The 13,291-nt window shown below is 60.9% G+C and carries 15 protein-coding genes; 9 read left to right on the top strand and 6 right to left on the bottom strand.

The window, feature by feature from the left end; translation table 11 throughout:
* Positions 1–206: 206 nt before the first annotated feature.
* The 6 genes from QP457_RS10985 to QP457_RS10960 all read right to left on the bottom strand — a co-directional run bounded on the left by QP457_RS10985 (position 207) and on the right by QP457_RS10960 (position 2,765).
* A complete protein-coding gene (locus QP457_RS10985) occupies positions 207–536 on the bottom strand; it encodes a hypothetical protein (RefSeq protein ID WP_240196382.1) in 330 nt (109 codons plus the stop codon).
* 234 nt (positions 537–770) lie between these two features.
* Positions 771–1,193 (bottom strand): hypothetical protein, encoded by a 423-nt coding sequence (locus QP457_RS10980; protein WP_205404088.1) that lies wholly within the window; start codon positions 1,191–1,193, stop codon positions 771–773.
* A 40-nt stretch (positions 1,194–1,233) separates the two neighbouring features.
* Positions 1,234–1,512: a carboxymuconolactone decarboxylase family protein gene (locus QP457_RS10975; RefSeq protein WP_205404087.1), complete on the bottom strand. Its 279-nt coding sequence runs from the start codon at positions 1,510–1,512 to the stop codon at positions 1,234–1,236.
* A 19-nt stretch (positions 1,513–1,531) separates the two neighbouring features.
* Entirely contained in the window at positions 1,532–2,134 is a 603-nt protein-coding gene (locus tag QP457_RS10970; protein ID WP_205404086.1) for a class I SAM-dependent methyltransferase, read from the bottom strand.
* Positions 2,134–2,391: an SHOCT domain-containing protein gene (locus QP457_RS10965; protein WP_264884981.1), complete on the bottom strand. Its 258-nt coding sequence runs from the start codon at positions 2,389–2,391 to the stop codon at positions 2,134–2,136. Before QP457_RS10965 ends, QP457_RS10970 begins: the two co-directional genes overlap by 1 nt.
* Before the next feature lie 2 nt (positions 2,392–2,393).
* Positions 2,394–2,765, bottom strand: a complete 372-nt coding sequence (locus tag QP457_RS10960; RefSeq protein ID WP_200523673.1) for a metalloregulator ArsR/SmtB family transcription factor — start codon at positions 2,763–2,765, stop codon at positions 2,394–2,396.
* A 145-nt stretch (positions 2,766–2,910) separates the two neighbouring features.
* On the opposite strand from QP457_RS10960, the gene QP457_RS10955 reads away from it, so the two are divergent.
* The 9 genes from QP457_RS10955 (at position 2,911) to QP457_RS10915 (ending at position 13,202) form a co-directional block, all read left to right on the top strand.
* Positions 2,911–3,288: a helix-turn-helix transcriptional regulator gene (locus tag QP457_RS10955; protein WP_003799982.1), complete on the top strand. Its 378-nt coding sequence runs from the start codon at positions 2,911–2,913 to the stop codon at positions 3,286–3,288.
* Positions 3,285–3,764, top strand: a complete 480-nt coding sequence (locus tag QP457_RS10950; RefSeq protein ID WP_012387025.1) for an arsenate reductase ArsC — start codon at positions 3,285–3,287, stop codon at positions 3,762–3,764. Before QP457_RS10955 ends, QP457_RS10950 begins: the two co-directional genes overlap by 4 nt.
* A 40-nt stretch (positions 3,765–3,804) precedes the next feature.
* Complete coding sequence (gene arsD / locus QP457_RS10945) at positions 3,805–4,170, top strand: arsenite efflux transporter metallochaperone ArsD (RefSeq protein WP_003799984.1); 366 nt, start codon at positions 3,805–3,807, stop codon at positions 4,168–4,170.
* Positions 4,171–4,210: 40 nt separating this feature from the next.
* Positions 4,211–6,013, top strand: a complete 1,803-nt coding sequence (arsA, locus tag QP457_RS10940) for an arsenical pump-driving ATPase (protein WP_003799986.1) — start codon at positions 4,211–4,213, stop codon at positions 6,011–6,013.
* Entirely contained in the window at positions 6,010–7,422 is a 1,413-nt protein-coding gene (locus tag QP457_RS10935; protein ID WP_003799988.1) for an FAD-dependent oxidoreductase, read from the top strand. The genes arsA and QP457_RS10935 overlap by 4 nt, the downstream gene beginning before the upstream one ends.
* Positions 7,423–7,559: 137 nt before the next feature.
* A complete protein-coding gene (locus QP457_RS10930) occupies positions 7,560–7,904 on the top strand; it encodes a CBS domain-containing protein (protein ID WP_205404084.1) in 345 nt (114 codons plus the stop codon).
* A complete protein-coding gene (locus QP457_RS10925) occupies positions 7,904–9,190 on the top strand; it encodes an arsenic transporter (protein ID WP_003799992.1) in 1,287 nt (428 codons plus the stop codon). Before QP457_RS10930 ends, QP457_RS10925 begins: the two co-directional genes overlap by 1 nt.
* Positions 9,191–9,356: 166 nt before the next feature.
* Positions 9,357–12,323, top strand: coding sequence for a Tn3 family transposase (locus QP457_RS10920; protein ID WP_041015698.1), 2,967 nt, complete (start codon positions 9,357–9,359; stop codon positions 12,321–12,323).
* A 78-nt stretch (positions 12,324–12,401) separates the two neighbouring features.
* Positions 12,402–13,202, top strand: a complete 801-nt coding sequence (locus tag QP457_RS10915) for a DNA-binding protein (protein ID WP_286041597.1) — start codon at positions 12,402–12,404, stop codon at positions 13,200–13,202.
* Positions 13,203–13,291: the final 89 nt, after the last annotated feature.

Here is a 13,291-nt window from a genome sequence, read left to right as displayed (position 1 = left end):
AGAATAAAAAAGCTTATTTATTTAGTTCACCATAAAACCGTTTTAGCACGTATGGACTTGCAACTTCATTGCTTGGTCCATACTTGGCCAAAACTCTTACAGTGAAAGATCATATTTCGATGCTTGGTTAAGACTGCAAGTGTGCAGTCTTAACCAGGCATCTACTTTATTAAATAAATTAAATGGATTGGGAGGGGAAAGAGTTATCAATAGTTAGGGTTTTTTTGGCGTAAAATCTTCAATTCTTCTTTGCTAATCGCTTCGTTATTAACGATCTTGCTTTCAATTGAGTTGATTTTGTCGTTTGAATTTACCGCTTTAATATAGTCCAAATCAGCTTGACTAAGTTCAGGCATGATTTCACTAGCTTGATAAATAACTACAGGTTTTTTGATTGGTTCAGATAGGATCTCTTTTGCTGGGTTTTTAGCTTCAGGGGCTTTTAAAGTTTTTTGTGTAGTTGTGACCGTATTAATTAAAGGGCTTGCAGGCGCTTTAGAAACAGATACAGTTTTACCATCCGTTTTAACCTCCATTTCGCCTTTTTTAGTGGTCAGTGAAGTATGGCTAATCTCTATAGCAACTGGGGGTTGTCTCAGAATTCGGAAAATAAAGCACGCTAAGGCGTAGTCGAGGTCAGTTTACGAAACAAAAAATCGTACGCTAAGCCATCCTCAGTTCCATGACGCAAACAGCCTGCGCAAGGGCAGGCTGTCGATGATGCCGGAGAAAAGTCTGGTGTTACCTGTGCTACACCCGTGCTCAGGTAATTACTCTTTGGCGGGCCCGGCGGCAGGAGCAGCGCCTTCGGCAGAGGCAGAGGCGGGAGCAGCGCCTTCAGCGGGGGCAGCGGTCGGAGTGGCGGCCTCGCGCTGCCCCTTCAGCTCGTCCATCATGCGCTGAAGCATCGCCTCAGCCAGTGTCCGGCGCGCATCAGGATCCAGTTCCGAGAACATCATGGACATGCAGCGCGGCATCATGTTTTGCATGAAGTCCACTCGATCCTCCGTCCTCATTTCCTTGAACATGCTGTCCATCATGGTTTGCATCATGCGCGGCATATCCTCCGGCGTCATCATGCCGGACATCATTTTCTCCATCATCTTTTTCATCATGCCCATCGGATTGAATCCGCCGCCTTGTCCGGGCTGCGATTCGCCGTTTGCCTTGGTGTCCTGGTCTTTCGATTCCATGTTGGTCTCCTGGTGAATGACTCGATTGGTTCTGCCGTCGCTATGGATTTTCAGCCCGGACTTTCTTGGCCAGCAGCCTCGGGTTGCTCGCGCCCACGGTCATGGCTACGCTGATCGCCTCGTCGATCTCGGCATCGCTGGCCTGGAGTTCCTTGAGCACGCCGAGGGCGTATTTCGTGCAGAATTCGCAGTTCGCGCCCAGCGCCGCGCCGAGACAGATCAGGTGACGGGTCTTCCGGTCCAATGCGCCCTCGGGGCCGTAGACGGCCGCGTGAAAGCGGTTGTAGTGTTCGATGATTTCGTCGTGATTGTGGGCCATCGTTCTCTCCTGTTCTGAATCAGTTCGCGTGGACGAAGATTGCCCCGTAATGGTAGGGCGGTAACTCGATCAATGTTTCCAGCGTGAAGCCGGCCGGCTCGACCACCGCGCGGGTTTGTTCCGGCGACATGCGCAGTTCGGTGCTCGGCCCGCGCGGCTGATCCAGGACGGTGGTTTCTTCGCGCGGCAGGGGATGCCAATTGACAACGGCGAAGCGGCCGCCCGGTTTCAGGGCCATTGCGACCTCCCTGGCCAATGCTGTCTTGTCCGGTACGCCGTGGAAGGTGTTGGCGATCAGTACATAGTCCGCCGGCGCGCCAAGCAGGCGGCTCAACTCCATGGCGTCTCCGGGCAGCCAGTTGCAGTTCGCCATCCCCTCACAAGCCGCCTGCGCCTGCTCCAGCATCTCCGGGTCGAGGTCGAAACCGACGACGCGTCCCGGTTCAACCCGCCGGGCAATGGCGGCGGTGAAATAGCCATAGCCGCAACCCAGGTCGACGACCGTCATTCCGGGTTTGATGTCCAGAACCTTGATTACGCCGTCGGGGTCGGGCCATAAGGCATGCCACCAGTTCCTGTCGGGCATTCCCGTGGCCGGAAACAATCGATCCTGAATCATCATTATTCAAGTTCCTTTTTCATTCGCTGATATTCCTCTTGGTTGATTTCCCCACGGGCGTAACGCCGGTCGAGAATCTCTCTCGCGCTTTCTTCTTTTTTGTCACGCATTCCTTCATCACGTATTCCCCACCCGCCGCACATCGGCCCACCCCCGCTTCCGCGGCCGCCGCGGAAGAGGAAGATCAACATCACGACCAGGAAGATCAGCGGAAATATCCACATGAAAGGAAACCATCCCCACGGTCCATAAGGCCACATGATTACACCTCCTCGGTTTCTGCCAACGCCGATTTGGGGTCGGCTGGGTGGCTGGATTGATCGGACAGTCCCGCGACCGGCGTCTGACGCGCGTCCAGCCAGCGCATTAGGTCATGCAGGATGCGCAGCAGTTCCGGGTCGGCGAGGCAGTAATAGATGAACGCTCCGCGCCGCTCGGCGCGAACGAATCCCGCCTCGCGCAGCACGCGCAAGTGGAACGAGACATTGGTTTGCGCCAGGCCCGTCGCGTTGATGATGTCCGTCACCGGACGGCATTCGAGGCCGAGCCCGTACAGGATGCGCAGGCGGTTCGGCTCACCTAGCACCTTGAGTGCGGGAATGATCTGCTCTTGGTTGTGTTCGTGAAATTTCATAGCATAATATTAGTCGCTACACATATAAATTGCAACTCATATTACGAGCCGGCACTTTGAAACGGGTTATGTCAAGATAAGGCATAGTCTAAGCAGACAGGTCAACGCACTTGCATCATTTTGATGGTTGTAGTATTATTTAAATATGGAAAAGCAAGCCGCAACATCAATTTTCGAATCCCTCTCATCGGGCCTGCGCTTGGACGTGTTCAGGCTGTTGGTCAAGAAGGGGCCGGACGGCATGGTGGCAGGCGCGATTGCTAACGCGCTGGATATACCGCCGGCCAACCTCTCCTTTCACCTGAAGGCGTTGTCACAAGCTCGCCTGGTGACGGTTGAGCAAGAGGGCCGTTTCCAGCGTTACCGAGCGGACATCCCGTTGATGTTGGATCTGATCGCGTACCTCACGGATGAGTGTTGCACTGGCAGTCCCGCTAAATGCGTAGAAATGGTTGCTGCCTCGAACTGCGCCAAGGAACTGTTGCCCGCCCTGTCACCCACTCCAACGAAAGCGATAACATGAATATCCTGTTTCTTTGTACCGGTAACTCCTGCCGTTCTATATTGGCGGAAGCGACCTTTAACCACTTGGCTCCGACAGGATGGAAAGCGATGAGTGCGGGAAGTCAGCCGACCGGGACCGTCCATCCGCGTTCCCTGGCGCTCTTGGCGCGTGAAGGTATCGACACGAACGGACTGCACAGTAAATCGTGGGACAACCTGCCGCTGGCTCCGGATGTGGTCATCACCGTGTGCTCGAATGCTGCTGGGGAAACCTGTCCGGCGTATCTTGGCTCGGTACTGCGTGCGCATTGGGGTGTTGACGATCCCGCTCATGCCACAGGGACCGAAGCGGAAATCGAAGCCGCGTTCACGACGGCCTACCGTATCTTGCGGCGTCGCATCGAAGCCTTCCACGCGCTGCCGTTGGCGCAACTTGCGCACGACCGGACACGCTTGAAGGCGGAACTGGATCGGATTGGGGTGCTTTCGGCGTAGTTTTTTTGACTTATATTTGAATACTTGATGGAGAGTTTAAATGAAGAAGATCGAAGTGTTTGACCCATCGCTGTGTTGCAGCACCGGCGTCTGCGGCGTGGAGGTTGACCAAGCCTTGGTGACTTTTGCTGCTGATGTTGATTGGGCGAAGCAGAACGGCGCGCACATCGAACGCTACAACCTGGCGCAGCAGCCACAGATGTTTGCCGAAAATGCGACCGTAAAAGGTTTTTTGCAGCGCTCCGGTCAGGATGCGCTGCCACTGATCCTGGTCGATGGTGAAGTGGCCCTCGCAGGGCGTTACCCCACCCGCGATGAGCTGGTCCGCTGGGCTGGGTTGGCGGCTGCGCCGTCCATGAAAACCCCGTCTGGCGGCTGCTGCGGTGGCGGCAGCCGCACCTGCTGACCCCGTTCATCATTGGTTCATTATTTAAAAGGACTTCATCATGCTTTTTCTACAAAACCCACCCGCTTTCCTGTTTTTTACTGGCAAAGGCGGCGTCGGCAAGACCTCGCTGTCCTGCGCCACCGCCATTCATCTGGCCGGGCAGGGCAAGAAAATACTGCTGGTCAGCACTGATCCGGCGTCCAACGTCGGTCAGGTATTCAGCCAGGAAATCGGCAACAAAATCACCACCATTTCCACCGTAGCGGGGCTATCAGCCCTGGAAATCGACCCACAGCAGGCAGCGCAGCAATACCGCGAACGCATCGTTGGCCCGGTGCGCGGCGCTCTGCCAGACGACGTGGTCAAAGGTATCGAAGAACAGCTCTCCGGAGCCTGCACCACCGAAATCGCGGCCTTCGACGAGTTCACCGCGTTGCTGACCGATGCGACACTGATTGCCGACTACGATCACATCATCTTCGACACGGCGCCGACCGGTCATACCATCCGTCTGCTGCAACTTCCGGGCGCGTGGAGCGGCTTCATCGAGAAGAATCCGGAAGGAGCGTCCTGCCTGGGACCGCTGGCAGGTCTTGAAAAGCAACGCCAGCGTTACGCTGAAGCGGTCAAGGCGCTGTCCGACCCTGAGCGCACGCGCCTGATATTGGTCGCCCGCGCGCAGAAAACCACGCTGGACGAGGTCGCACGCACGCACGAGGAACTGGCCGCCATCGGCCTGTCCAGGCAGAACCTGGTCATCAACGGTGTGCTGCCGGAAAGCGAAGCCGTTCACGACGCGCTGGCCGCTGCCATCCATCGCCGTGAACAGGAGGCCATCGCCAACATGCCCGCCGTGCTGCGCGACCTGCCCCTCGATCAACTGCCGCTCAAGGCATTCAACCTGGTCGGTGTCGAGGCGCTGAGCAGCCTCTTCTCCGATCGAGACGAGGCTGCGCCCGTCGTCGCCGGTGCGCCTGCCAAACCCGTTGACCTTCCGCCGTTGTCGACGCTGGTTGATGAGATCGCTGAAACGGGCCATGGCCTGATCATGATGATGGGCAAGGGCGGCGTCGGCAAAACCACCCTGGCGGCTGCGGTGGCGGTGGCGCTGGCCGAACGCGGCCTGCCCGTGCATCTGACAACCTCTGACCCCGCCGCACACCTGACCGACACGCTGGCCGGTTCGCTGGACAACCTGGAAGTCAGCCGCATCGACCCCCAGGCGGAGACCGAACGTTATCGCCAGCATGTGCTGGTCACCAAAGGCAAGGATCTCGATGCCGAAGGCCGTGCCATGCTGGAAGAAGACTTGCGCTCGCCCTGCACCGAAGAAATCGCGGTGTTCCAGGCGTTCTCGCGCGTCATCCGCGAGGCCGGTAAAAAGTTCGTGGTGATGGACACCGCACCAACCGGCCACACCCTGCTACTGCTCGACGCCACCGGGGCTTATCACCGCGAAGTGGCCCGTCACGCCGAGTCGAACGTGCGCTACACCACGCCGATGATGCAGTTGCAGGACCCGGCGCGCACCAAGGTGATGATTGTGACCTTGGCGGAAACCACGCCGGTGCTGGAAGCAGCCAATTTACAGGAAGACCTGCGCCGCGCTGGCATTGAGCCGTGGGCCTGGCTGATCAACAACAGCCTGTCCGCCGCACCAACCGCGTCACCCTTGCTGAAGCGGCGGGCCGCGTTTGAGCTGACCCAGATCGAGGCGGTTCGCACCCGCTACACCAAACGCGTCGCCCTGGTGCCGATGCAGGCGGAAGAACCGATTGGCATCGAACCCTTGCTAGCCTTGGTCGAGCCGCGGAACGGGTTCGGCCTTGGCGGCGCGAAACATCAAAAGGTGGCGCTATGACGCGTCTGCTCATCATCGGCGGCAGCGATGCGGGCATCAGCGCGGCGCTGCGGGCTCACGAGCTCGATCCCCAAACCGAGGTATCGGTTCTACTGGCCGACGAGTACCCGAATTACAGCATCTGCGGCCTGCCCTTTTACCTCAGCGGCGAGACGCCGGATCACCGGCAGCTTGCCCATCGCACCGCGTTCGACGGAATCGAAATCCTGACGAACCATCGGGCCGTATCGGTTCATCCAGCGGCCAAGACGGTCGATGTCGTGCGCGGGGCGAACGGCAGTGTGAAGACGTTGCGCTATGACCACCTGGTCATCGCGACCGGTGCCGTCCCAGTCCGTCCCCAAGGGTTGCCCGGCCTCGATCTCCCCGGCGTTTATCTCCTGCACACCATGGGAGATGGCTTCGCTGTCCATAGCCGTCTCATGGGCGGCGAGACACGCTCGGCCATCATTATTGGCGCTGGCTACATCGGCGTGGAGATGGCCGACGCGCTGCGGCATCGAGGGATCGATGTCACACTCGTAAGCCATACCGATCCCGTGTTCCCAAGCGTCGATCCGTCGTTCGGTAGGCTGATCGGGGAGGAGCTGTCACGGCATGGCGTGCGCGTCGTGGTCGGTTGCACCGTGGAACGAATCGAAGCCGCCGATAACCGGCGTGGTCTCACGGTATCGGGTTCGGGCGGGTTTACCGCCTCTGCCGATCTGGTGCTGGTCGCCACCGGCGCGCGACCCGACACCACCCTAGCCGCCGCTGCGGGGATTGCGCTGGGGCCCTCTGGCGCCATCCGCGTCACGCAGCGCATGGAAACCACGCTACCCGGCATTTGGGCCGCCGGCGACTGCGCCGAGACCTGGCATCGGATACTCCAGCGGCCAGCGTACCTGCCACTCGGGACGACCGCGCACAAACAGGGCCGTGTGGCCGGCGAGAACGCGGTAGGCGGGGAGCGTCTGTTCGCGGGCTCGGTCGGCACCCAAACCGTGAAAGTGTTCGAGTTGGCAATCGCACGGACGGGCTTGCGCGAAGCCGAGGCGCGCACGGCCGACTTTGATCCCGTCACCATCGAGACTGAAACCTGGGATCACAAGGCCTACTACCCTGGAGCGCAGAAGCTCCGCGTCCGGGTGACCGGTGATCGCCGGACTGGCCGGCTCCTGGGCGCGCAGATCCTCGGCCCCTGGCGCTCGGAGGTGTCGAAACGCATCGACGTGTTCGCAACGGCACTGTTCCACGGCATGGGCGTCGAAGACTTGAACGATCTCGATCTCAGCTACACACCGCCCTTCGGCAGCCCGTGGGACGCGGTGCAGATGGGCGCGCAGGCCTGGACGAGCGTGATGAAAAACGAAGTGGCAAGTTGTTCACCGCCCATCGACCCACAAATTTTAGGAAGGAGCACACCATGAAAGTTCGCGACCTGATGACCCCAAACCCGATACAAATCGCGCCCGAGACGGCTGTGGCGGAAATCGCCCGCATCTTGATTTAACACCGCATCAACGGCGTTCCGGTCACCGATACTGAGGGACGTCTGCTCGGCATCGTGACCGAGGGTGATTTGGTCCATCGCGCCGCCGACGAGCGGTTGGAGCCGCGCGAATCGGTCTGGAAGGAGAACTTCTACCGCTCTGTGTTTCGCCGGCGCACACCCGAGACGGACAAGACCGAGGGCCGCACGGCCGCGCAGGTCATGACGCGGGAAGTCCTTACCGTGGCGCCCGAAGACCATGTCACCGTGGCCGCGCGTCTGCTCGCGGATCACAACATCAAGTCTCTGCCCGTCATCGAAAACGAGCGGCTGATCGGCATCATCTCGCGCTTCGATTTGATCAAGCGACTGGCCAGCAACCGCGGATATCTTCAACCCCATGAGCAAGGACTGAGCTAATGTTGACCGCTTTTTTAATTTTTATCGCCACCATCGTACTGGTCATCTGGCAGCCGAAAGGTTTGGGTGTGGGCTGGAGTGCCCTGCTGGGCGCCGCACTGGCACTGCTAGCCGGCGTGGTGCATCTGGGTGATATTCCAACGGTTTGGGGTATCGTCTGGAATGCCACCATCACCTTCATCGCCGTCATCATCATCAGCCTGCTGCTTGATGAAGCCGGTTTTTTTGAGTGGGCGGCGCTACATGTGGCACGCTGGGGTAACGGTAACGGACGCAGGCTGTTCGCCTTTTTCGTGCTGCTGGGCGCGGCCGTGGCGGCACTGTTCGCCAACGACGGCGCGGCGCTGATCCTGACACCGATCGTAATGGCGATGCTGCTGGCGCTCAGGTTCAGTCCAGCGGCGACGCTGGCCTTCGTGATGGCGGCTGGCTTTATTGCCGATACCGCCAGCCTGCCACTGGTCGTCTCCAACCTGGTCAACATCGTCTCAGCCGATTTCTTCAAGATCGGCTTCACCGAGTATGCCGCCATCATGGTGCCGGTCAACATCGTCGCCGTCGCTGCCACCCTGGCGATGTTGATGTGGTTCTTTCGCCGCGACATCCCGAAAGACTACGATGTTATGCAACTAAAAAACCCGCGTGAGGCGATTCTTGACAGCGCCACCTTCAAGGCCGGTTGGTGGGTATTGGCGCTGCTGCTGGTTGGCTTTTTCGGGCTGGAACATGTCGGCGTGCCGATCAGCGCTGTAGCGTCAGCCGGAGCGCTGATTCTACTGGGTGTGGCGGCGCGCGGCCATGTGATCTCCACCCGCAAGGTGCTCAAAGAAGCGCCTTGGCAGATTGTGATTTTTTCACTTGGCATGTACCTGGTGGTCTACGGCCTGCGCAACGAGGGTCTCACCGAACATATCGCCGGACTGCTCGATTACTTCGCACAAGGAGGCGTATGGGGCGCAGCTTTCGGGACGGGCATTCTCACCGCGCTGCTATCGTCGGTCATGAACAACATGCCTACGGTGCTGGTGGGTGCACTCTCCATTGATGCCACGAGTGCAACCGGTGTGGTCAAGGACGCGATGATCTACGCCAATGTGATCGGCAGTGACCTCGGGCCGAAGATCACCCCCATCGGATCGCTGGCGACGCTGCTCTGGTTGCATGTGCTGGCGCGCAAGGGCATGACGATCACTTGGGGTTATTACTTCAAGGTGGGTGTTGTACTAACTGTTCCTGTACTGGCAGTGACACTAGCTGCGCTAGCTCTTCGCCTGAGTCTCACTTGATGCGAGCGGAGCGCTGTTTGCGGACATGCAGTATTGGAGTAAAGAAGGGTGAGCGGCTTGGCGTATGGCTATTCTCTTGAGTGCGGTCATCGGGATACCGCTCTATATCCGCGCCTTTTTTTAGTGGAACTGGATTTACTCGGCCACAGAAAGAAAAAGAGCATCCATGCCACGCCGTTCGATCCTGTCCGCCGCCGAGCGTGACAACCTGCTTGCATTGCCGGACGCCAAGGAAGAGCTGATCCGTCACTACACGTTCAGCGACACCGATCTGTCCAGCATCCGGCAGAGGCGCGGCCCGGCCAACCGCCTTGGCTTCGCCGTGCAGCTCTGCTATCTGCGCTTTCCCGGCGTCATCCTTGGCGCCGATGAACCGCCGTTTCCGCCCTTGCTGAAACTGGTCGCTGACCAGCTCAAGATTGGCATCGAAAGCTGGGGTGAATATGGGCAGCGGGAGCAGACCCGGCGCGAGCACCTGGTCGAGCTGCAAATGGAGTTCGGCTTCCAGCCGTTCACCATGAGCCACTACCGGCAGGCTGTTCAGTTGCTGACCGAGTTGGCCATGCAGACCGACAAGGGCATTGTGCTGGCCAGCGCCTTGATTGAGCATCTGCGGCGGCAGTCGATCATCCTGCCCGCTCTCAACGCCATCGAGCGCGCCAGTGCCGAGGCCATCACCCGCGCCAACCGGCGCATCTACGATGCCCTAGCCGAACCGTTGTCGAACGGGCACCGTCATCGTCTCGACGATCTGCTAAAACGCCGCGATAACGGCAAGACAACTTGGCTAGCCTGGCTGCGCCAGTCGCCCGCCAAACCGAACTCCCGCCACATGCTCGAACACATCGAACGCCTCAAAGCCTGGCAGGCCCTCGACCTGCCCGCTGGCATCGAGCGGCTGGTGCACCAGAACCGCCTACTCAAGATCGCCCGTGAGGGTGGCCAGATGACGCCCGCCGATCTGTCCAAGTTCGAGCCGCAGCGGCGCTACGCCACCCTCATGGCGCTGGCCATCGAGGGCATGGCCACCATTACCGATGAAATTATCGATCTACATGACCGCATTCTGGGCAAGCTGTTCAACGCTGCCAAGAACAAGCATCAGCAGCAGTTCCAGGCATCCGGCAAGGCGATCAACGCCAAGGTGCGCCTGTACGGGCGCATCGGTCAGGCGCTAATCGACGCCAAGCAATCGGGCCGCGACCCGTTCGCCGCCATCGAGGCCGTCATGTCCTGGGATGCCTTCGCCGAGAGCGTCACCGAGGCGCAGAAGCTCGCGCAGCCCGATGACTTCGATTTCCTGCATCGCATCGGCGAGAGCTACGCCACCTTGCGCCGTTACGCGCCGGAATTCCTTGCCGTGCTCAAGCTGCGGGCTGCTCCCGCCGCCAAGGACGTGCTTGATGCCATCGAGGTTCTGCGCGACATGAACATCGACAACGCCCGCAAGGTGCCCGCCGATGCGCCGACCGGCTTCATCAAACCGCGCTGGCAGAAGCTGGTCATGACCGACGCGGGCATCGACCGCCGCTACTACGAACTGTGCGTGCTATCGGAGATGAAGAACGCGCTGCGCTCCGGCGACATCTGGGTGCAGGGGTCGCGCCAGTTCAAGGACTTCGAGGACTACCTGGTGCCGCCCGCGAAATTCGCCCGCCTCAAGCAGGCCAGCGAATTGCCGCTGGCCGTGGCCACCGACTGCGACCAGTACCTGCACGACCGGCTGACGCTGCTGGAAACACAGCTTGCCACCGTCAACCGAATGGCGCTGGCCAACGAGCTGCCGGACGCCATCATCACGGAGTCGGGCCTGAAGATCACGCCGCTCGACGCGGCAGTGCCCGACACCGCACAGGCCCTGATCGACCAGACCGCAATGATCCTGCCGCACGTCAAGATCACCGAATTACTGCTGGAGGTGGACGAATGGACGGGTTTCACCCGGCACTTCGCGCACCTGAAATCCGGCGACTTGGCCAAGGACAAGAACCTGCTGATGACCACGATCCTCGCCGACGCGATCAATCTGGGCCTGACCAAGATGGCGGAGTCCTGCCCCGGCACGACCTACGCCAAGCTGGCCTGGTTGCAAGCCTGGCACGTCCGCGATGAAACCTACGGGGCGGCGCTGGCCGATCTGGTCAACGCACAGTTCCGGCATCCCTTCGCCGAGCACTGGGGCGACGGCACCACGTCATCGTCGGACGGCCAGAACTTCCGCACTGGCAGCAAGGCCGAGAGCACCGGCCACATCAACCCGAAATACGGGAGCAGCCCGGGACGGACGTTCTACACCCACATCTCCGACCAGTACGCGCCGTTCCACACCAAGGTGGTGAATGTCGGCGTGCGCGACTCGACCTACGTGCTCGACGGCCTGCTGTACCACGAATCCGACCTGCGCATCGAGGAGCACTACACCGACACGGCGGGCTTCACCGATCACGTCTTCGCGCTGATGCACCTGCTGGGCTTCCGCTTCGCGCCGCGCATCCGTGACCTGGGCGATACCAAGCTCTACATTCCCAAGGGTGAAACCGCCTATGACGCGCTGAAGCCGATGATCGGCGGCACGCTCAACATCAAGCACGTCCGCGCCCATTGGGATGAAATCCTGCGGCTGGCCACGTCGATCAAACAAGGCACGGTGACGGCCTCGCTGATGCTGCGCAAGCTCGGCAGCTATCCGCGCCAGAATGGTCTGGCCGTCGCCCTGCGCGAGTTGGGCCGCATCGAGCGCACGCTGTTCATCCTAGACTGGTTGCAAAGCGTCGAGCTGCGCCGCCGTGTGCATGCCGGACTGAACAAGGGCGAGGCCCGCAACGCGCTGGCCCGTGCCGTGTTCTTCAACCGCCTGGGCGAAATCCGCGACCGCAGTTTCGAGCAGCAACGCTACCGGGCCAGCGGCCTCAACCTGGTGACGGCAGCCATCGTGCTGTGGAACACGGTTTATCTGGAACGGGCCGCGAATGCCCTGCGTGGCCACGGCAAGCCCGTTGATGATTCTCTATTGCAGTATCTGTCGCCGCTGGGTTGGGAGCACATCAACCTGACTGGCGATTACCTCTGGCGCAGCAACGCCAAGATCGGCGCGGGCAAGTTCAGGTCGCTACGGCCGCTGCAACCAGCTTAACGTGCTTTATTTTCCGTTTTCTGAGACGACCCCGTGGAGCGCATTCGTGCCCACCTGGGGACCGGCTCCCCCAATACCGTGACCCGTCACTTGGAGACCTGGTGGGCCAGCGTCGGCGCACGCTTGCGCCAGCGCGCCCGGGAACAGGGCCGCCCGGACGTGCCGGCGGCGGTGGACGCGTTGGCGCAACGCTGCTGGGCCGCCGCTCTGGAGGCCGCCACCGAACACGCGCGGGCCGCGGTGGCCGGCGAACGCGCCGAGCTGCACGCCGCGCAGGCCGCGCTGGCCAGCCAGCAAGACGCGTTGGCACATGAGCGCACCCAGACGTCGGAGCAGCTCACCCAGGCCCAGCACCAGGCCCGCACGGCCGAGGCCAGCGCCGCCGCCCTGCGCGAGCAGCGGCAACAGCTGCAGGACCAGCGCGACGACCTGCGCCGCCAACGCGACGGCGCGTATACCCGCAACGAACTCCTGGAAGGTCAAGTGGCCGCGCTGCGCACCGAGCTGGCGCAGAAAGCCGACCAGCACAGCATCGAGCGCGATGAGTTGCTGGCGCACCTGCGCGCCACCGAGGACCGCGCCTTGGCCGAGGTGGACCGGGCGCGCCAGGCCCTGCAGCAGCTCCAGCACAGCGCCACCACACAAGCCCGCCAGCACCAGCGTGAGCTCAGCGAGCTGAGCACGGCCCGTCAGCAGGCCGAACAGGCCAGCGCCCACGCGCTGCGCGAGCGCGACATCCAGCGCGCACTGGCCAGCGCCTATGCCAGCCAGCTTGAGCGCCTGGGCGATCTGCCCGAGCAGGTGCGCGCTGCGCTCACCCCGCCGGCAGCGCCGGTGCCAACCAAACCCAAACCGCCCCGCAAGGCGCGCTCGCGGTAGGCCGATGACCGCTGCGACCCGGCCCCTCCCGCGCAATCACCCGCCGGCGGGGCAGGGCAGCGCTCCCGCCGCCACTCCACTGGCCCGAC

The sequence above is a fragment of the Stenotrophomonas sp. As-7 genome (assembly GCF_030291015.1).
Taxonomy (GTDB): Bacteria; Pseudomonadota; Gammaproteobacteria; order Xanthomonadales; family Xanthomonadaceae; genus Stenotrophomonas; species Stenotrophomonas lactitubi.
This window is presented reverse-complemented; position numbering and strand designations above follow the sequence as displayed.